The organism is Rhizobium sp. YTUHZ045, assembly GCF_051124255.1.
Taxonomy (GTDB): Bacteria; Pseudomonadota; Alphaproteobacteria; order Rhizobiales; family Rhizobiaceae; genus Rhizobium.
Window position 1 is genome coordinate 4055238 of the sequence record NZ_CP101432.1, and the last position, 18645, is coordinate 4073882.

18 protein-coding genes and 1 tRNA gene are annotated in these 18645 nt (G+C 59.9%); 12 read left to right on the forward strand and 7 right to left on the reverse strand.

The window, feature by feature from the left end; translation table 11 throughout:
- Positions 1-36: 36 nt before the first annotated feature.
- The 4 genes from NMA58_RS19890 to NMA58_RS19905 form a co-directional block, all read right to left on the reverse strand.
- Entirely contained in the window at positions 37-1371 is a 1335-nt protein-coding gene (locus NMA58_RS19890; protein ID WP_221113824.1) for a glucoamylase family protein, read from the reverse strand.
- Positions 1372-1622: 251 nt separating this feature from the next.
- The gene (locus NMA58_RS19895; protein WP_434711676.1) at positions 1623-3407 is read right to left on the reverse strand and encodes a gamma-glutamyltransferase family protein; all 1785 of its coding nucleotides are present in this window, start codon (positions 3405-3407) and stop codon (positions 1623-1625) included.
- Between the two features lie 41 nt (positions 3408-3448).
- Complete coding sequence (locus NMA58_RS19900) at positions 3449-4891, reverse strand: M81 family metallopeptidase (protein WP_434711677.1); 1443 nt, start codon at positions 4889-4891, stop codon at positions 3449-3451.
- Positions 4892-5090: 199 nt separating this feature from the next.
- Positions 5091-5879: an NIPSNAP family protein gene (locus NMA58_RS19905; protein WP_434711678.1), complete on the reverse strand. Its 789-nt coding sequence runs from the start codon at positions 5877-5879 to the stop codon at positions 5091-5093.
- Between the two features lie 35 nt (positions 5880-5914).
- Here NMA58_RS19905 and NMA58_RS19910 point away from each other — a divergent pair, with 35 nt between their 5' ends.
- The 5 genes from NMA58_RS19910 to NMA58_RS19930 all read left to right on the forward strand — a co-directional run bounded on the left by NMA58_RS19910 (position 5915) and on the right by NMA58_RS19930 (position 10621).
- Positions 5915-6529 carry a TetR/AcrR family transcriptional regulator gene (locus tag NMA58_RS19910; protein ID WP_434711679.1) on the forward strand — a complete coding sequence of 205 codons (615 nt, stop codon included), beginning with the start codon at positions 5915-5917 and terminating at the stop codon, positions 6527-6529.
- Between the two features lie 227 nt (positions 6530-6756).
- Positions 6757-7257, forward strand: coding sequence for a hypothetical protein (locus NMA58_RS19915; protein ID WP_434711680.1), 501 nt, complete (start codon positions 6757-6759; stop codon positions 7255-7257).
- A gap of 143 nt (positions 7258-7400) precedes the next feature.
- Positions 7401-8705, forward strand: coding sequence for a PAN domain-containing protein (locus NMA58_RS19920; protein WP_434711681.1), 1305 nt, complete (start codon positions 7401-7403; stop codon positions 8703-8705).
- 9 nt (positions 8706-8714) lie between these two features.
- Positions 8715-9479, forward strand: coding sequence for an LEM-3-like GIY-YIG domain-containing protein (locus NMA58_RS19925; protein WP_434711682.1), 765 nt, complete (start codon positions 8715-8717; stop codon positions 9477-9479).
- A gap of 251 nt (positions 9480-9730) precedes the next feature.
- Positions 9731-10621, forward strand: a complete 891-nt coding sequence (locus NMA58_RS19930; RefSeq protein WP_434711683.1) for a hypothetical protein — start codon at positions 9731-9733, stop codon at positions 10619-10621.
- A 102-nt stretch (positions 10622-10723) separates the two neighbouring features.
- On the opposite strand, the gene NMA58_RS19935 is transcribed toward NMA58_RS19930, so the two are convergent.
- Together NMA58_RS19935 and NMA58_RS19940 are read right to left on the reverse strand one after the other, a co-directional pair.
- Positions 10724-11296, reverse strand: a complete 573-nt coding sequence (locus NMA58_RS19935) for an NYN domain-containing protein (protein WP_434711684.1) — start codon at positions 11294-11296, stop codon at positions 10724-10726.
- 394 nt (positions 11297-11690) lie between these two features.
- A tRNA-Ser gene (locus NMA58_RS19940) sits at positions 11691-11780 on the reverse strand.
- Between the two features lie 305 nt (positions 11781-12085).
- Here NMA58_RS19940 and rplU point away from each other — a divergent pair.
- From rplU to NMA58_RS19960, 4 genes are all read left to right on the forward strand, one after another.
- Positions 12086-12403 (forward strand): 50S ribosomal protein L21, encoded by a 318-nt coding sequence (gene rplU, locus NMA58_RS19945; protein ID WP_007824851.1) that lies wholly within the window; start codon positions 12086-12088, stop codon positions 12401-12403.
- A gap of 34 nt (positions 12404-12437) precedes the next feature.
- A complete protein-coding gene (gene rpmA, locus NMA58_RS19950; protein ID WP_004676172.1) occupies positions 12438-12707 on the forward strand; it encodes a 50S ribosomal protein L27 in 270 nt (89 codons plus the stop codon).
- Positions 12708-12832: 125 nt separating this feature from the next.
- A complete protein-coding gene (locus tag NMA58_RS19955; RefSeq protein ID WP_434711685.1) occupies positions 12833-13489 on the forward strand; it encodes a GNAT family N-acetyltransferase in 657 nt (218 codons plus the stop codon).
- The gene (locus tag NMA58_RS19960; protein WP_221113827.1) at positions 13486-14073 is read left to right on the forward strand and encodes a GNAT family N-acetyltransferase; all 588 of its coding nucleotides are present in this window, start codon (positions 13486-13488) and stop codon (positions 14071-14073) included. The genes NMA58_RS19955 and NMA58_RS19960 overlap by 4 nt, the downstream gene beginning before the upstream one ends.
- A gap of 70 nt (positions 14074-14143) precedes the next feature.
- On the opposite strand, the gene NMA58_RS19965 is transcribed toward NMA58_RS19960, so the two are convergent.
- Positions 14144-15010, reverse strand: coding sequence for an endonuclease/exonuclease/phosphatase family protein (locus NMA58_RS19965; RefSeq protein ID WP_434711686.1), 867 nt, complete (start codon positions 15008-15010; stop codon positions 14144-14146).
- An 86-nt stretch (positions 15011-15096) separates the two neighbouring features.
- Here NMA58_RS19965 and obgE point away from each other — a divergent pair, with 86 nt between their 5' ends.
- Genes obgE through NMA58_RS19980 form a run of 3 tightly spaced genes read left to right on the forward strand, consistent with a single transcriptional unit; the run spans position 15097 to position 18617 of the window.
- Entirely contained in the window at positions 15097-16185 is a 1089-nt protein-coding gene (gene obgE / locus NMA58_RS19970; protein WP_434711687.1) for a GTPase ObgE, read from the forward strand.
- Complete coding sequence (gene proB, locus NMA58_RS19975; RefSeq protein ID WP_434711688.1) at positions 16172-17341, forward strand: glutamate 5-kinase; 1170 nt, start codon at positions 16172-16174, stop codon at positions 17339-17341. The genes obgE and proB overlap by 14 nt, the downstream gene beginning before the upstream one ends.
- On the forward strand, positions 17334-18617 hold the full coding sequence (locus tag NMA58_RS19980) for a glutamate-5-semialdehyde dehydrogenase (protein WP_434711689.1): 1284 nt from the start codon (positions 17334-17336) through the stop codon (positions 18615-18617). Before proB ends, NMA58_RS19980 begins: the two co-directional genes overlap by 8 nt.
- Positions 18618-18645: the final 28 nt, after the last annotated feature.

Here is an 18645-nt window from a genome sequence, read left to right on the forward strand (position 1 = left end):
TCCGTTCCGGAAAATCAGTTTCCGTCGGTTTGTGCGCTAACCGACCCTGCGGACCAACTCTTGCGGCTCGATGTCCTCAAGCCAGCCGCCGGTAAAGCCGGCGCGCTCGAGCCCGCGGCGGATGATCGGCGATTGCCGCATCAGCTTCCAGATGAAATCGGAACGCTCGTTTTCCACGGTCATGACGATCAGGCCCTGGTCGATGCCGACGGTGCGGTCGTCCACCCAACCCTCCGGACGTTTGGTCTGGACGGTCGGATTGAAGCCGCCGGGGAAGCCGCCCTCCAACAGCAGGTTCGGATAGGTGGTCAGCAGCGTCTTGGTGCCGTCGAGAGCCGCCTGCCGGTCATAGGGCAGGCAGGCAAGTGCGGCCCAGGGTGCTATCGTGCCGTCATCGGGTCCGAGCGGCGCGCCGCGTGCGGCATAACCGAGAACCTTCGGCTGCCGGCCGCCGCGCATGCGCCGGGTGGGCGGTGGGCCGTCGCAGGCCGTAAAGCCCCAGACATTCCTGTTGTAACCGACGAAACCGCCGGGATTGCGCTCGGCATAGTCGCGCTGCATGTTGATGACGACCTGGGTGTTGCGGAAATAGTCCCAGTTCCGCTCCATCATCGGTCTGTCCTGGATGCCGCGGAAATCGATCCAGGCATGCGAGAAGAGATGAATGAAAAGCGGGCCGGCATAGAGATATGGCTGCTCGCCGAACGTCATCCAGGAATAGCTCGATGTGAAGGCGTCGTAGCTCGACTGCGGGATGGGATGCGTCGGCGAGGCGAGCGCTAGCGCATAAAGGATGATTGCCTCGTCGAAGCCGTGATAACGCCAGCGCAGGAAGCCCGACGAAGGCTTCCATCCCATGGAAATGGCGTCACCCTTGTTCAGCGCCCAGCGCCAGTCGACGCGTTCGTAGATGAAGGTCGCGAGCTGACGGATTTCGATCTCCGTCTCGTCGTCTCCGCGATTGAAATATTGCGCTGAGGTCAGTACGCCGGCGATCAGCAGCGCGGTATCGATGGTCGAAAGCTCGCTGTTCCAGGCGCGATTGCCGCTATCCATGTGGAGAAAATGGTAGAAGAAGCCGCGATGGCCTGTCGCATGGCGCTCTTCGCCCTGGCGCGCCTCGGCGAAGAAACGCAGCGTATTGACCGTGCGCTCGGCTGCTTCCTTGCGGCTGATCCAGCAACGCTCGACAGCAACCGGATAGGAGGAAAGGGCAAAACCGACGGCCGCGATGCTTGCCGGCACGCCGCCGATCGAGGTATCGGCCACCAGGCCATTTTCGGGATTGGAATATTTCAGGAAGTACTTGAATGCCGAATGCTGCAACCTGTCTATGAGGGCTGCATCAATGTCTTCGATCCGCTGCAGCATAGGCTCCTACCCAACTGTTGCACCGCCCCATGCATGAACATGGTGGTCGTCCCCGGGCAAATCAAACCTTTTTGATTCGCAAGGATAAGAGAACACAAACGGAGGCGATTGGTCGTTAACAATTATCGGTGAAATAATATCTAGCATAAGTCATATAAGCGGTGCAGCAAAAAGACGGCCGCGCACCGCACCGGCACAGCTTATGTCAGGCAATACTTGTGGTCTTCCAGGCCCTTGGCAAAACCGCCCGCTTATCGTCCGACCGCATAGGCCTGCATTAGGCGCGGGGTGGCTGCGGCGCGCATCAGACCGTCGACGTCGCGTCGCGCGGCGGTCAGCCGGCCGATCGTCCAGGCATCCGTGATCGTCATCTTGTGGCCCTTTCGAGCGAGCGCGTCGAGCACGTCAGGACCGAAATTCTCTTCCGCCATCAGGCTGCCGGGTTCGCGGCTGCGTGGATAGAAAGAACTCGGAAAATGCGCGGTATGAAAGAGCGGCTGATCGATCGCCGCCTGCAGGTTCAGCTTGTGATGGACATGGCGCAGGAAGAAGGAAAGCTGCCATTGCTCCTGCTGATCGCCTCCCGGCGTGCCGAAAACAAGGGTTGGTCGGCCCTCGAAGAGGCCAAGGGACGGCGTCAGCGTCGTGCGCGGCCGTTTTCCCGGAGCAAGCGATGTCGGCAGGCCCGGCTTGAGCCAGAACATCTGCGCGCGCGAATTGAGGCAGAAGCCCAGGTCGGGCACGGTGGGCGAAGACTGAAGCCAGCCGCCCGACGGCGTGACGGAGACCATGTTGCCGTAACGGTCGATCACGTCGATATGCACGGTATCGCCGCGCTTTTCGGACAGATGCGCCATGGTCGGCTCGTAGACGGCGCCGGTCTTGGATTCGGCGCCGAGCATCTTCATCGTCAGATCATGCTGCGCTTCGAAACCTGGAATGATGCCGGGGCGAAGATCGAAGGAGGCATCCGCGCCGACGAGTTTGCGGCGCTCGGCAGCGTAGCGCTCCGACAGCAGATCTGCGACGGGGATCTCCGAAAAACGCGGATCGCCGTAATAGACTTCGCGGTCGGCAAAGGCGAGCTTCATCGCCTCGACGACGGTATGAACGAAATCGGCACCATCCGATCTCATCGCGGCGAGGTCGAAACCCTTCAGGATCGACAGGGTCTGCAGGAAGACCGGACCCTGACCCCACGGCCCGGTCTTGGCGATCGTCCAGCCGTGATAATCATAGGTCAGCGGCTCCTCGATCGTCGCCGACCAGTTGGCCATGTCGCTTGCGGTGAGCACGCCCTTGTGGCGGTTGCCGCTGGCATCCATCACTTCGGCCGCCTTCAGGTAGGCGTCGATCTTCTCGGCGATGAAGCCGCGATAGAAGGCGTCGCGAGCCGCTTGCACCTGCGCTTCCCGACCGCTTTTTGCCTCTGCTTCGGCAATGACGCGCTTCCAGGTTTCCGCCAGCGCCGGATTGCGGAAATTCGCCTGCGCTTCGGGAACGTTGCCGCCAGGCAGCCAGGTTTCGTGGGAGGTCGGCCATTCCTTTTCGAAGAAGGCAGCAAGCCCCTTGATGGTCGCCGAGACCCGCGGCAGCAGCGGATGGCCATGCTCGGCATAATAGATCGCCGGTTCCAGCACCTCGCGCACGCTCATCGTGCCGTAGTCGCGCAGCATCAGCATCCAGCCGTCGAAGGCGCCGGGAATGACCGTCGCAAGCAGGCCGTCGCCGGGGATGAGCGCCAGGCCTTCTCTTGTATAGTGCTCGATCGTCGCTCCGGCCGGTGCGGGCCCTTGCGCTGAGATGACCTCGACTTTGTCCCTCTTCTTCGAATAGATCACCGCCGGCAGGTCGCCGCCGGGGCCACAGAGATGCGGCTCGACGATCTGCAGCACGAAGCCGGTCGCCACCGCCGCATCGAAAGCGTTGCCGCCCTTTTCGAGAATGCTCATGCCGACCGCCGAGCCGATCCAGTGCGTCGAAGTGACGACGCCGAAGGTGCCGAGAATTTCAGGACGAGTCGTAAATCCGGTCATGCCATCTCTGCAATATCATCTCTGTTCGGGTCGGTAGGACCTCAAGCCCGCAGCGAACGCGCGGAGAGGAAGACCCGCGGTTCGAAGGCAAAATCCTTGTCGAAGGGGTAGGTCGGATGCTGCTTGCGCAGCCGCGGCAGGCGCTCGACGAACTGATCGACCACGCCCTCCGACAGCGCCATCAGGTTAGGGTTTGCGATCGGCGCCAGTTCCGGCGAGAGATAGCCCGATTTGACGACGATGATCTTGGCAGCGTGCGGGTCGAGGCCGAGCCGGGTGAAATCGGCGATATTGTGGTAGGGTCGCCGTTTGGCCGAGAGCACGAGATCGATGCCACAGATCGAAACGACCGCCTGCCGATCGGCCGCGTCGGCGGTCTCGTGCAGGAATTTGACGGTAAAGCGGGCATTGACCGGCCTGCTGCCCTTGGTATCCAGCGATGCCCCGACACTGAGGGCAAGCTCAGCCCCGACACCTGCGGCGTAACAGGCTTCGGTCGCCGCCTTGTCGGCAATGCCGGCAAAGACGACGCCATCAGCACCTTTGGCGATCAACTCAGCCAGGACATCGGCCCGGTCTCCGACGCCGCCGCCGGTCGGGTTGTCGCCGGATTCGGCGAGCACGACGGGAGCGGTCGGGCTGGCGATCGCCCTCGCAACGCACTCCTCGACCGAACCGGTCTCGCAGCCGAAGACGAAGTCCTCGCGGGCATTCCAATAGGCCCTGGCAAGGCGCCTCGCCTCGCGTTCCAGCACGGCGCGGTCGCTGCCGGTCATGATGACGGCGGCCGTGGCGCGCGGTTCGTCGGCCCAGACATAGCCGATCATCAGCGACGCATCCCAGACGCCTTCAATCGCGTCGATCTCCGGCAGTTCGGCATAGAGGCTTTTAGCCGGCTCATCGACAGTGCTGGTGCGCTCGCCGGGCAGGACGACCGGGATCGGCGCCCAGAGAACGATCGGCCTCACACCTGTTTTCAGGCTTTTGACCAGCATGGAAACCGAACGGCGCATCGTCGCCTCGACATCGATATGCGGCGCGGTGCGATAGGTAGAGTAGATGTCGAGCGCATCGATGATGCGCTGGGTGACATTACCGTGCAGGTCATAGCTTGCCGAGACGGTGCATTCTTCGCCGACGAGCGCCCGGGCCGCACTGATCCAGTCGCCTTCGGCATCCTCCATGCCCTCGACATACATGGCGCCGTGCATGGCAAGGTACAGACCATCAAGCGGCAGCAGCGGCTTCAGCCGCGCGAGGAATTCGCTCTTGAAGGCCTCATAGGTGCCGCGCGAAACCGGCCCGCCGGCAATGGCGCGGGCATGGATCGTCGGCAGAAATTCGGCATCATAATCCTTCAGAAAGGCGAAATAGGACGATTCCAGCAGCCCCTCTCCGCGCAGCACCCGAAAGTCCTTTTCCTCATTCAGAACGGGATTGTATGTGCTGCATTCGATATGAATGCCACCGACGGCAATGCGCATGGGAGACCTCGGTTATATAGGGAGCAATCGGGCAGGATGAGTTGATCCTGATGATAGTTCGCAAAACGAGCCAATCAACCGCATCAATGACAAAATTGACAGCGGTCAATCCCGAGATCGACAATCCGGAACCCCGTGACGTAAGACATTTTTCCGAGGAGCCGCCTTTGAAACCGGGTTGCGTCCAGCGCAAAGTCGCTCACCAGGCGCAAAGCGACCGCGCCGTCGGCGTCAAGCGTGCGACCTCGATCCTCCGCCAGCACCGGCTGTCCATCCAAGGATAAATCGCGGCCGTCCAGACCGGATTCTGCCGCAGTCGGTGCTGGCAGGCGACCGCACCGTCTTGATCCTCGTGAGCTTCAAGCCAGACGAACACCGTTTCTCCCTCGCGAACCGGCAGCCGAGGAAAACCGTTCCTGTTTCGCTCGGTCATAAACACCGCCTCGATCCGCGCACCGGCCGCCAACATGGCTGGCATCGCCCTGTCGCGGAAAAATTCCGAGAAATCCTCTTCCGTTCCGGGTGCGAGCGAGCAGATATTCACGACGATCAGCCCTTGTGCTTCCGCGCGCTCCGCCTCTTTCTGCCTCGGCAGGTTATGCGCAAATGGAAGAACGCCGGCCGCCGGCTTCAGCAACAGGACATTGTCGGAATTCAGCATCGTCGCGTTGGCGGCCGATCCATGCTGCTTCCAGACCGGGCCGGAATAAAATGATGCGAGCGCGTCCGTTCTGGCGTCCATGTTCTTGAATGAGCGAACCCACACAAAGCAATCGGGATCGCCGAGATCGCGAAATTCCCCTTCGACGCGCATGCCCAGCGCCTCCTGGGGCTCAACGAACTCGCGATCAAACAGGCGGATCAATGCCTCTCTGCGCTCGGGGAGAAGCCGATAGCGGCGAAGCTCGAATATGATATGAGGGTCCATGGCTTTCCCAACAGGTCGATCATCCTGTTTAAACACAGGACAATTGACCTGTTTTGTCAAGCTGCTAAAGTGCGTGCGGATTGACGTGGGACGCAATGATCGAAAAGAAGAGAACCAACGATCCCGAAGGTGTGCGCCGCAGGATCATCGATGCCGCCTACGATGCCTTTGTCACGCAGGGTTATCTCGCAACCGGCATGCTGGAACTGCGAGAGCGGGCTTCCGTATCCGGCGGCGCATTGGCACATCATTTTCCTGGAAAGCGCGATCTCGGTCTTGCGGTCATCCGAGATCGCGTCGCCGCTGCCGTTCGGCAGACATGGATCGAACCGCTGCGCACATGCGCGGATGCGCCAACTGCCATAGACCTGACTTTTGAAGCCATCATCGGTGAACTGACGCAAAAGGACCGGGTCTCCGGTTGCCCGCTCAACAATATAGCAATGGAAGTTTCCCAACACGATGCAGAGATGCGGGCGCTTGTCAGTGCCGTGTTCGGAGACTGGCACGAAGCCCTGTCCGCCAAGTTTGCGGCCGATCTGGAGGAAAAACGCGCCATCGGGCTCAACCCCCGGGCAGTCGCAACGCTGGTCATTGCCGCCTATTCCGGCGCCATGGCAATGGCAAAGGCAAATCAGGATGTCGGCCCGCTCCGCGACTGCCGCGCCGAATTGGCGGCGTTGCTGGCGGCGAACTACCGCCGGCCTTGACCGGTAAATCGAGGCGAGCCGATCTCGGCTGAAAACCAGGCTTGTAAAGTCGGCGTGGACAGTGCCCGGCCTGAGGGATAGGTGACGTTTTGAAGGTATTTCATCATTCATATTGCATGCCGCCGACGAGGCGGGTTTCCGACCGCTTTGTCGGCCGCCCTGCCAGTCGGGCCTGCAGAATTCGCGCATGGCATTCGGTCTGATCCAGGAACAGCAGGAGCGTTGTGGTGCTAACTCTACTTTCGAGGCTACAGGCCGGAACACTCGGCGAACTGCTTACCGTAGCAAAGCTGAACAGCCTCGGACACGCAGCATACATCAGCCCCGAAGGCGCACCCGGTCACGACGTCATCATAGTTATCGATGGCGTGGCCAAATCAATCGAGGTGAAGACCAGGCAATTCCGAACAAGCCCAGCGCAGGACATCACCCGCTGGCCAGTGAATATGACCACAAAGGGCAACGCCGACTTTTTCATCTTCATCGAGCTGGATCTCAGAACTCTCACGCCAACCTTCTATGTGCTGACTAACGCCCAGGCGCGCGCCACCTTTCGAGACTACATCGGCGGTGGAAATTGCTACCCACCCGAGGTCAGGCGCCTGATCACGCCGAACGACTTCTCGGCGCTCACAGCCCACCACCATGACGCCCTGGGCTTGCTAGCGACATCAGAGCTTTCTGATCATCCCCATATGATCTCCATCGACGGTGAAGATCACGAGTAGAATGCCCGTGGAAGGAGCCAAGGATTATCCCGGCCCAAAGGCGGTCGATTAACCGCAATCCAGAATATGCAGTGTTGAGCCTCCAACAACCTTGTCAGCTTCAGGCGGATGTAGTTTGATAATCTCGGGCTGGGAGCTTGTTCATGCGTAAGTTGCTTCGATCTGCCGCGGTGAGCGCTGCGCTATGCGGAATGACAATTGTCAGCCCTGCCGCCGCGTCTGAGAAGGCCTTTGGTCCGTTTGTCGTGGATGACGCCAAGCCAGATGTCATTGTGATGAACGGCTATATCGACGTCGGCTCAGCGCTCAACTTCCGGCGGGCTCTTCATGCAGCGCCCGGCGCTAAACTTGTTACCTTGAACAGCTCAGGCGGCGCCGTGCAGATGGGTCTGCTGATGGCAGACGACATTCATGAGCGAAAGCTCGCGACCTACATCCCGAAAGACAGCGCATGCCTATCCGCATGTGCTTATATGTTTCTTGCGGGTGTCGAGCGGAAGGTCGACGGCAAGCTCGGCGTGCACCAGATCTCGTCTGATACCTCGGATCTTGTGGGAGCGCAGCTCACGATTTCGGACATCATTGACGTGCTCAACCGCTTCGACACTCCCGTGGACGTGTTGAGCGTCATGTTCAAGACACCGCCGAATGACATGCACGTCTTCACTCCAGAAGAGATTGAGCGGTATAAACTCAACCGCAGTGGCGATGGGTCCAAGCCCTCTGCAGCGGGCACGTCGGCAGCACCAGATACATCTCCGCCGGCCCCAAACGCGACGAGCACAACGGAATCAACTGCGCAGCCGGTGACACCGGAGCAGCCGCGCTCGACAGAAACAACGGTAAGCACAACGCCGACGCCGCAGACACAAGCGAAACTCTCAACGATCGAAGAATTCACGAAGCGCCCAAACCGAATCGCCGTCTATACCGGCCTGGATCTCTTCGGCGACGACATTTCTTCTATCCGCGCAAGCGACGCTGCGGAATGTGCTCAGAGTTGTCTGGTGATGAACGGTCAATGCAAGGCGTTCACTTTCAACGCCAACCCAAAGATCAAAAAAGGGCCGAACTGCTTCCTCAAATCCAGTGCGGGCCGGGCAGATGGAAATAGCGTCGCCTTTTCAGGCCGATTCCTCAGCGGGGCGGACGCCGACCCGCCCACATTTGCTCTTGGAACGATCGACCCGCAGAGCGCACTCTTTCACGACGTTGACTTTCGAGGCGGCGATCTCTCCCCACGCCCTCATAGCACCGCCAAGACGCCGCTCGACTGTCGCCTCGCCTGCGTTGACGACAATCGCTGCATGGCATTCTCCTATAACTATGCGAAGAAGCAGTGCTGGCTGAAAGGGTCGGTTGGCACACCTATGCCAGGCAAGGGAATGGTCAGCGGGTTCAAGAAGTTTCAGAACTTCTCGCCCGCGAAGATCATCAGCTTGAACTAAGGGGCGGCCGTGCGATTTTCTGAAGAAGTATGCGAGCGGCTTGGCAACTATGTCTATCGCCTCATCGATCCGCGGAACGGCGAGACGTTTTACGTCGGTAAAGGTCGTAACAATCGAGTATTCGATCATGCCGCTGGCGTCGCAGACTTAACAGATGACGACAGCCAAACACTTGGATCAAAGCTTGATCGCATCCGGGCGATAAAGAACGCTGGGCTTGCGGTGCTTCACGTCATCCATCGTCATGAGATACCTGAGGCAGCGATCTTTGAAGTCGAAGCTGCATTGATCGATGCCTATCCAGGCCTCACCAACATCCAGGGTGGCCACGCCAGCAGCGACCGCGGTCCCATGAACCATGCCGAGATCGTGGACAAGTATAGCCTGCCGGCATTTCCTTCGAACCCTGAGCATCGCCTTGTGCTGATCAACATCAACAAGCTTGATAATAGATTCGATCGTCGAGCAATATACAATCTCGTTCGCTATTGCTGGAGAATTTCAAGGTCACGCGCTGAGAATGCTCAGTATGTGCTCGCTGTTGTTCGCGGTGTGGTTGTCGGAGCGTTCAAGGCCGAGAGGTGGATGGCCGCGACTACCGACAACTTTCCGGACATTCTTTATGCCGACGGTTCTGAGGCAAATAGGTTCGGCTTTGTCGGGAGGGAGGCACCGAAAGAGATATGGGATTTCTACGTTGGTGCGAGAGGAAAGCGGATAACGACCCCCGAGCTCAAGCACGTTCAAAATCCCGTTCGATTTTGGAATTGCTGAAAAGAGTGCGATCACCCTGCGTTGAGATTCATATCCGGATCATCCCTGGCGGTCTGTAAGCTTCCCGATCGTTGCCATGTGTCCAGTCGATGCTGAAGATCACGCATAGGATGTCGTTATTGGGAAGCCAAGGATGATTTACCTATTCGGACAACGGTGCGCACGTTACTAAATTTCAGCACCTCTGTTTCATCGCTCGCGCACTAAGTGTACGCAAAATCAACGCAACTTATTTAGCCTTCGGAGACGGAATGGCCAGAGCACCGCAATATTACCTGGAAGGTGAAGAACTTACGCCCTCCCAGTTTAGGCGCCTGTCCAGAGCAAGAAAGATCGAGTCAATGGTCGAGTGGTTCTTCGACAACTTCGAAGATCCTGCGGAAAAGACGCCACACGTTTCGGCCGAAGGTGGGTATCAATATATCTGGGGCGGCCCTTACGATGCGTCGGAGGAGCTTTTTAGCCACTTCGGTGACGTCGCGAACGAGGAGCTGATCCGGGCTGCAGTAGATGAGGTGCAAAAAGGCGGACTCGTTGACTGGGCGCCAAAGCACATTGGTGACGATCCGCCACCGGAGAACGATGATCTGAATGATCCAGGCGAGGACGAGGACTACAACGAGGATATCGCAGCCTTCCAGCCTGAATCTTTTCAGAATGATTTCGCCAATCCTACGGAGGTGGCTACCACACCCGAGCAGGCGGATGCGCTGCGGCGCGAAATGCTTGCCCGGTTCGACCAACTAGAGGCGTTGGTGCGGGGGGAGAGCGATCGAGCGCACCGATTGCACAATAATCCCCCCGAGCTGCTAGAGCGAGATCCACCACTCAGCGGCGATCAGCAGCAACAAGTGTTGGATGTGATAGCCGAAGCGCGCCAGGAGGCGAATGCTTTGACTCCCGATCCGGAAGTGGTTGTCCAGAAGGCGTCCATGTTCCGCAGCCTGGCCCGTATGTTCGCAATGGGAATCGCATTTGTGGCGGGCGAAAGCATTTCAACCTTCATCGGCAATCATGGGGCTGATGTTCTCGACAATGCGGCAACCTACCTGTCAACCCATCGCACTGAGATCATCCATGCCTTGCACGCGGCGGCTGACGCAGCGATCGCTTGGGCGCAACAACTTCCGACGCCCTTCTAAAGGTGGGAGGGAGGCGGCCATCAAAAACATACCGATGGTCGTCGACGCATACTGCCGGAGATGCGTCTAGCACCAGATCCATGTCCACCCCTTGGCAATCGTCTAAGTGCCAGCATTCGTATCGTCTGGCGGATCGTATTCTGCCGGGCGGTTTGCAACCACATTGCCGAATGCATCTTTGACCGCCGGCGGAAATAAGCTTTGCTCGATCTGCTGCTTTTTTATCTTCTGCTTTCCGTCTGCCACCTGGATCAAGTCATTAGAATGTCCGAGGTTAGGAGGAGCAACTATGAATATTTGCTTTTCAGGAAACTGCATTTTCACCATTTCAACCGCTGGCTTTAAATCGCTGTCACGTGAGACGATGTAAGCGCGGTCGTAGGTGTCTCGGTAAGCCTCGTTTAGAACGTAGAGAGCGACATTTACGTCTGTTTCTTTTTCTTCGTGCTGAATCCAAGTTGTCCCGCAGTCATGGCAATGCTTGTGCTTGTCCTTAAATTGGCCAAGAACTACTTGAACGCCGCTTGTGTTTAGGGCTGCAACATACTGTTCATGCCGGCTTCTCTGACCAGGCAGCCAGTGAGCATAGGCGGAGAAATAATACACCGCATGAACTGTCTCTGTTTTCGGTGATATCTGCCGATGCATAAGGCGCATCAGATCAACCCATTTCAAATGGGGCTCATTGAGACGCTTTATTGCGTGATAGAGATTAAACCCATCAATGAAAAAGGAAGATCGAATCATTACGACAGTTAAATACATGCCGCTAAAATAATAAACCCCACGAACCTGAATCCGTGGGGTCCGCTGGGCTAGCCATACGGGATTATGTGGTCGTTATATGTGATTTGCCGATCGACTGTAAAGGGCGACTCGCCCGGATGGACTCTTTTTGTGATGAATGTCAAGTTCCCTACTACATGTTGGGGCACGTTCGGTGCGCAGACCCTATATGAGAAGATCTTCGCCCGTGCCGAGAGTGTGGCCCTCATCAATTTGGAGCACGGAATCAAGACTCGAGACAGGTGCGAGTTCGCGGGGGAGCGTTATAGACCAAGATCCAGGATGGCGGAGAGGGTGGGATTTGAACCCACGATACCCTTGCAGGTATGCCGCATTTCGAGTGCGGTGCATTCGACCACTCTGCCACCTCTCCGCGGTCTTGGTCGGCGCTTGTTCGGCGCGGGCGTTCTCATAACGGGCAGATGACAGGTTGGCAAGCCGAAATCTCAAGCTTTTCCATCCTTTTGCCTTGACACCTTTCTGTCACTCGCGTATCCCGCATCCGCAATAGGAGTGGAGTAGTCCGCCCCTTGCCCGCCTCGCGCTCGCGCGGGGTTTCACCGGCAGACCAGAGTTCCGGGCTAGTTCCCTGAAATCCCTGCTTAACTTCGACTGATAAAAAGACGGCCACCTGCGGAAATAGCGGGGAGCGCCGGAACGAACATGAAAGGATAAAAAATGTTCGCAGTCATCAAGACCGGCGGTAAGCAGTACCGTGTGGCAGCCAACGACGTGCTGACCATCGAGAAGCTTGAAGCATCCGCTGGCGACTCCATTGAATTCACCGAAGTCCTCGTGATCGGCGAAGGCGCCGACGCGGCGATCGGTGCGCCCTTCGTAGCCGGCGCCTCCGTCAAGGCGGAAGTCGTCGACCAGACCCGCGGCAAGAAGGTCATCGCCTTCAAGAAGCGCCGTCGTCAGAATTCGAAGCGTTCGCGCGGCCATCGCCAGCATCACACGGTCGTCCGTATCACGGACATCGTGGCTGCCAAGTAAGATCAACGGGTTTCAGGTTTAAAGGAGAACTCCAATGGCACATAAAAAAGCTGGCGGTTCCTCGCGCAACGGTCGCGATTCCGAATCCAAGCGCCTTGGCGTGAAGAAGTTCGGCGGCGAAGCCGTCATCGCAGGCAACATCATCGTGCGTCAGCGCGGTACGCAGTGGCATCCCGGTTCCAACGTCGGCCTCGGCAAGGATCACACGATCTTTGCACTTACCGCCGGCAATGTGGACTACCGAACGAAGGCCAACGGTCGCGTCTACGTGTCTGTCATGCCGAAAGCGGAAGCAGCGGAATAAGCCGGTAGCGCTCAAAAACAGCCGGCGTCTCATCGACCCGGCTGGCCGTACCAGGTTCAGTCCAGAAAACAGGGGAGATGGGGCGCCATCTCCCCTTTTTCTTTGTCCAAACAGGAGGACTGAACATGCAAGGCGAATTGATAAGGGTAGACCAATCACGGTCTTCCCGGGAAGACCAGCGGTCTTCCAAGGAACGGCTGAGGCCGGAGCGGTTAAGGACCGATTGCCCTGTCTTGTTATCGGAAAGGCTCGTCATTCGCGCGCCCCATGAAGAAGACATCGACGCCCTTGCCCATCTCGCCAACAACGCCAAAGTCGCCACCATGGTATCGCGTATGCCGCACCCCTATACCGCCAATGATGCCGCCGACTTTGTTTGGCGTTCGCGAAATGGCGAGATTGGCAAGTGCGTCTATGCCATCACCAAAGCCGAAAACGGCGCCTTCATGGGGTGCTGCGGCGTGGAACCGCACAGCGACGGCAGGACCGTCGAGATCGGTTACTGGCTGGGTGAGCCCTATTGGAACCAGGGCTACACCACCGAGGCCTGCCATGCCCTCGTCGATATGGTGTTCAGAACCCGTCAGGACGTCGATCAGATCGACGCCCGCTGCCGGGTGATGAACGTCGCCTCGCGCCGCGTCATCCAGAAGTGCGGCTTCCAGTTCCAGGGATCGGGGCTTGCGGCCTCGCTGGCGCTCGGCAGCAACGTGCCTGTCGAATGGTACAGGCTCGACCGCAAGACCTGGATGTCGCTCCGAAGCTGGGGGAACATCGCATGAGCACGACGGCACTGCAAAGGCCGGACACCAAGCCGATGATGCCCGGCCCCGCGCCGGTCATCCCGACTGCCCGGCTGACGCTCCGCCCCCACCGGCTGAGCGATGCGCCCGCCATCGCGGAATCGCTTGCCGATTTCGCGGTGACGCGCATGCTTTCCCGCGTCCCCGCGCCCTTCGACCGGCAGGATGCGCTGGATTGGCTGATGCCGGTCACGTCAGGCACGCTGCCGGACTGGTCGCTCGCCATCACCGGCAATGACGATGTCCATATCGGCGCCGTCTCGATCGAACTGCGCCACGGCCGCTGGCATCTCGGCTACTGGCTGAACCGTTACTACTGGCGACGCGGCTATATGAGCGAGGCGGTGGCAGCGATCATCGAACGCTTTTCGCGCCGCATGCCGGAGACGCCTGTTCATTCCGGTGTCTTCGCAGACAACCCGGCTTCACTGCGACTGCAGGAGAAGCTCGGTTTCCGCATGACCGGTTGCGGCGAAATCTATTGTTTCGCCCGCAACACCATGGTGTCGCATATCGAAACCGTGCTGCAGCCGGGCGCGTTGCAGCCGCGCAAGGTCGCATAACAGAGCATGGTGCCGAACATGCTCTGAAAGAAGTGGAAAAGAAGACGCCGCCGGCTCGGCGGCGTCTTCGTCAATCGCCGATCTCGACCCAGACAGGGAAATGATCGGAACCGAGGGATTGTGTATCGATCCGGGCGGATTTCAACCGGCTCTCCAGGCCGCAACTGACGAAGCAATAGTCAAGATGCATGCGTTTGCCGTGATCATCAGGATCCATCCAGCTGTAGCTGTCCGGCGTGTAAGCGTTAAGCGCCGCAAAAGCGTCCATCGGCATGCCGATCCTGGCAACACGGCCGTAATATCCGCCGCCGGCGCCGGCAAGCGCACAATATTCCGGCGATTCCGGCTCCATGTTGAAATCGCCCATGATCATATAGTCGTCGGGCAGCGGCAGCTCCGGCAGATCAAGCTCGCCACCGCCCGTCAGCGATCCGCCCTCCTGGACGAATGCGTTGACTTGCCCGTTCAAGAATTGCAGCTGGCGGATGCGCTCGTCGGCGGAGACATGGTCGAGATGCACGGAGTAGACGCGGATCGCTCCGCCCGGAATGGCGATCAGCGCCTCGGTTGCGCCGCGCTGCAGGTTGATCTTGGCGATCGTCCGGCTGCGTGGCAGAAGCAGCGTCCGCGTCGACAGGATCGGCCAGCGCGACAGCACCATATTGCCGAACTGAAAACGCGTGCCGCGCACCGGCAGCAAGCCGCCTTCACCCGCGTCGATATGGATGTCGCAGGCCGGCCCATACGCCCAGAAATGGTCAGGAAAGAAGGCTGCGATATCAGCCACCATGTCGGCAAAACCGTTGCGGGAAAAGCCGCGGGTCACTTCTTGCAGCGCGATGACATCGGCGCCTTCGAGGCTGCGGGCGATCCGCGCCAGATCGTATCGGCCGTCGAGACCGAAGCCGTACTGTATGTTATAGCTGACAAAATTCACGATAATCTTTGACCTCCGTCGGAACCGCCTATATCGAATGGGCCAAGACGGGCCGTCCAACTGCCACGGAATATTTGGAAGTAAAAATGAAATTTCTCGACGAAGCAAAGGTCTATATCCGATCCGGAGATGGCGGCGCGGGCAGCGTTTCCTTCCGGCGCGAGAAATTCATCGAGTTCGGCGGCCCCGATGGCGGTGACGGCGGACGCGGCGGCGATGTCTGGGTGGAGGCCGTCAACGGCCTCAACACGCTGATCGATTTCCGCTACCAGCAGCATTTCAAAGCGACGATCGGCACCCACGGCATGGGCCGCAACCGCACCGGCGCCAACGGCAGCGACGTGACGTTGAAGGTCCCCGTGGGAACCCAGATCTTCGAGGAAGACCGGGAAACAATGATCTGCGACCTGACCGAGGAAGGCCAGCGTTACTGCCTCGCCCATGGCGGCAATGGCGGCTTCGGCAACGCCCATTTCAAAACCTCGGTCAACCAGGCCCCTGACTGGGCCAATCCCGGCCTGCCAGGCGAGGAAAAAACCATCTGGCTGCGGCTGAAGCTGATTGCCGATGCCGGCCTTGTCGGCCTGCCCAATGCCGGCAAGTCGACTTTCCTCGCATCCGTTACCCGCGCCCGGCCGAAGATCGCCAACTACCCCTTTACCACGCTGCATCCCAATCTCGGCGTTGCCACGGTTGACGAGCGGGAGTTCATTCTTGCCGATATTCCCGGCCTGATCGAAGGCGCCCATGAAGGTGTCGGCATCGGCGACCGTTTCCTCGGCCATGTCGAGCGCACCCGCGTGCTGCTCCATCTTGTCTCCGCCCAGGAGGAAAAGGTTGGTAAGGCCTATAAGACGGTCAAACACGAGCTCGAAGCCTATGGCAATGAGCTGACCGACAAGCCCGAGATCGTGGCGCTGTCGCAGATCGACGTGCTTGACGAGGCCGAACTGAAGAAGAAGACGAAGGAGCTGGCGAAGGCCTGCGGCAAGACGCCGTTCCAGATCTCCGCTGTCACCGGCAGGGGCATGACAGAGGTTCTGCGCGCGCTGCGCGATATCATCGTCGAAGAGAATGCCGATGAAAAGCCAGCCAAGGTGCCGAAGCTCCGGCATCGCGACATGATCGTCAGCGAAGAAGGCACGGACGAGGATGCGGCCGATGACCAGCCGTAAACCGCTTGGCCGCTACCGCCGCATCGTCATCAAGATCGGCTCGGCCCTGCTGGTCGATCGTAAGGCCGGGCTGAAGAAGGCCTGGCTCGATGCGATGTGCGCCGATATTGCAGGCCTGAAGGCCAAGGGGATCGACGTGCTCGTCGTTTCATCAGGGGCAATCGCACTCGGCCGCTCGGTGCTCAACCTACCCTCGGGCGCGCTGAAGCTAGAGGAAAGCCAGGCCGCCGCCGCCGTCGGCCAGATCGCCTTGGCGCGCGCCTGGTCGGAGAGCCTGTCGCGCGACGAAATCGTCGCCGGCCAGATCCTGCTGACGCTCGGCGATACCGAGGAGCGCCGCCGCTATCTCAACGCACGCGCCACCATCAATCAGCTCCTGAAGATCGGCGCCGTGCCGATCATCAACGAGAACGATACGGTCGCGACCAGCGAGATCCGCTATGGCGACAACGACCGGCTTGCCGCCCGTGTGGCGACGATGACCGGCGCCGACCTGCTCATCCTCCTTTCCGATATTGACGGCCTCTACACCGCGCCGCCGCATCTCGATCCGAATGCGGCCTTCCTCGAGACGATCGGCGAAATCACCCCGGAAATCGAGGCGATGGCCGGAGGGGCCGCTTCCGAGCTCTCGCGTGGCGGCATGCGCACCAAGATCGATGCCGGCAAGATCGCCACCACGTCGGGCTGCGCCATGATCATCGCGTCGGGCAAGACCGACAGCCCTCTGTCGGCGATCGAAAACGGCGCGCGCTCCTCCTGGTTCGCTCCTTCCGGAACGCCAGTCACCGCCCGCAAGACCTGGATCGCCGGGCAGCTGCAGCCGGCAGGCGAACTGCATGTCGACGAGGGCGCCGTCACCGCGCTCGGCGCCGGCAAGAGCTTGCTTCCCGCCGGCGTGCGCAGCGTTTCCGGCCTCTTCAGCCGTGGCGACACGGTAGCGATCATCGGACCGGCCGGTCGCGAGATCGCCCGCGGGTTGGCAAGCTACGATGCCGAGGACGCCCGCCGCATCGCCGGCCGCAAGTCGGCCGAGATCGCGGCCATTCTCGGTTATGCCGGGCGCGCCGCCATGGTCCATCGCGACGACATGGTGATGACCACCCAGATCAGACCGAAATCGGAAAGGCAGAAGAAGGACGCGAGCTATGCTTGATAACGTTGCGCCGGGGCCTGACATTGATGCGCTGATGAACGACATCGGCCGCAAGGCGAAGGCTGCCGCGCGACCGCTAGGCTTTGCGTCCACCGAGGCGAAGAACAAGGCCCTGAACGCCATGGCCGACGCGATCCTGGCGAGCAGGGCGCATATCCTGGCCGAAAACGCCAAGGACCTGAAGGATATCGAAGGCAGCGAAACGCTTGCCTCCTTCGTCGACCGGTTGACGCTGAACGAAAAGCGCATTGCCGAGATGGCCGAGGGAATCCGCGCCATCGCCGCCCTTGCCGATCCGGTTGGCGAAGTCATCGCCGCCTGGGACCGGCCGAACGGCCTGAAGATCGAGCGCGTCCGCACGCCGCTCGGCGTCATCGGGGTGATCTTCGAAAGCCGGCCGAACGTCACCGCCGATGCCGGGGCGCTCTGCCTGAAAGCGGGCAATGCGGTCATCCTGCGCTGCGGCTCGGATTCGCGTCGTTCATCGCAGGCTATCCATGCCTGCATGGTTGAAGGATTGAAGGCCGCGGGACTTCCAGAGCACGCTATCCAACTTGTCCCTGTTACCGATCGAGCCGCCGTCGGCGCCATGCTGCGTGGCCTCGACGGCGCAATCGACGTCATCGTGCCGCGCGGCGGCAAGAGCCTGGTTGCCCGCGTGCAGACCGAGGCCCGGGTGCCGGTCTTTGCCCATCTCGAAGGCCTTTGCCACATCTATGTCGATGCATCGGCCGATCTTGAGATGGCGAAGAAGATCGTCGTCAATGCCAAGATGCGCCGCACCGGCATCTGCGGCGCTGCCGAGACTCTGCTCGTCGATATCGCGGCAATCGGCACGCATCTGACGCCACTGCTCGAGGTGCTGACGGACGCCGGCTGCGAGATCCGCGCTTCGGCGGCGGTGCTGAAGGTTGCGCCCGGCCTGAAGCCCGCGACGGAGGAGGACTGGTCGACCGAATATCTCGACGCGATCATCTCGGTCGCCGTCGTCGACGGCATATCGGGCGCCATCGCCCATATCCAGAAATATTCGTCCAGCCATACCGAGGCCGTCATCGCCGAAGACCCCGGTGTCGTCGAGCGTTTTTTCACCGAAGTCGATTCGGCGATCCTGCTGCACAACGCTTCTACACAGTTCGCCGATGGCGGCGAGTTCGGCATGGGCGCGGAAATCGGCATCGCCACCGGCAAGATGCATGCCCGCGGCCCCGTCGGCGTCGAACAGCTGACCTCCTTCAAATACCGGGTGCGCGGTGCCGGACAGACCCGACCCTGACGTGACGACGGAAGAGCTGGACCGACGT

What these genes read in the sequence shown, in the direction of transcription:
- rplU (WP_007824851.1), top strand. Translation starts at nt 12,086, where the DNA reads ATGTTCGCAGTCATCAAGACCGGCGGTAAGCAGTACCGTGTGGCAGCC.
- NMA58_RS19980 (WP_434711689.1), top strand. Translation starts at nt 17,334, where the DNA reads ATGCTTGATAACGTTGCGCCGGGGCCTGACATTGATGCGCTGATGAAC.
- rpmA (WP_004676172.1), top strand. Translation starts at nt 12,438, where the DNA reads ATGGCACATAAAAAAGCTGGCGGTTCCTCGCGCAACGGTCGCGATTCC.
- NMA58_RS19890 (WP_221113824.1), bottom strand. Translation starts at nt 1,371, where the DNA reads ATGCTGCAGCGGATCGAAGACATTGATGCAGCCCTCATAGACAGGTTG.
- NMA58_RS19955 (WP_434711685.1), top strand. Translation starts at nt 12,833, where the DNA reads ATGCAAGGCGAATTGATAAGGGTAGACCAATCACGGTCTTCCCGGGAA.
- obgE (WP_434711687.1), top strand. Translation starts at nt 15,097, where the DNA reads ATGAAATTTCTCGACGAAGCAAAGGTCTATATCCGATCCGGAGATGGC.
- NMA58_RS19900 (WP_434711677.1), bottom strand. Translation starts at nt 4,891, where the DNA reads ATGCGCATTGCCGTCGGTGGCATTCATATCGAATGCAGCACATACAAT.
- proB (WP_434711688.1), top strand. Translation starts at nt 16,172, where the DNA reads ATGACCAGCCGTAAACCGCTTGGCCGCTACCGCCGCATCGTCATCAAG.
- NMA58_RS19960 (WP_221113827.1), top strand. Translation starts at nt 13,486, where the DNA reads ATGAGCACGACGGCACTGCAAAGGCCGGACACCAAGCCGATGATGCCC.
- NMA58_RS19910 (WP_434711679.1), top strand. Translation starts at nt 5,915, where the DNA reads ATGATCGAAAAGAAGAGAACCAACGATCCCGAAGGTGTGCGCCGCAGG.
- NMA58_RS19895 (WP_434711676.1), bottom strand. Translation starts at nt 3,407, where the DNA reads ATGACCGGATTTACGACTCGTCCTGAAATTCTCGGCACCTTCGGCGTC.
- NMA58_RS19930 (WP_434711683.1), top strand. Translation starts at nt 9,731, where the DNA reads ATGGCCAGAGCACCGCAATATTACCTGGAAGGTGAAGAACTTACGCCC.
- NMA58_RS19920 (WP_434711681.1), top strand. Translation starts at nt 7,401, where the DNA reads ATGCGTAAGTTGCTTCGATCTGCCGCGGTGAGCGCTGCGCTATGCGGA.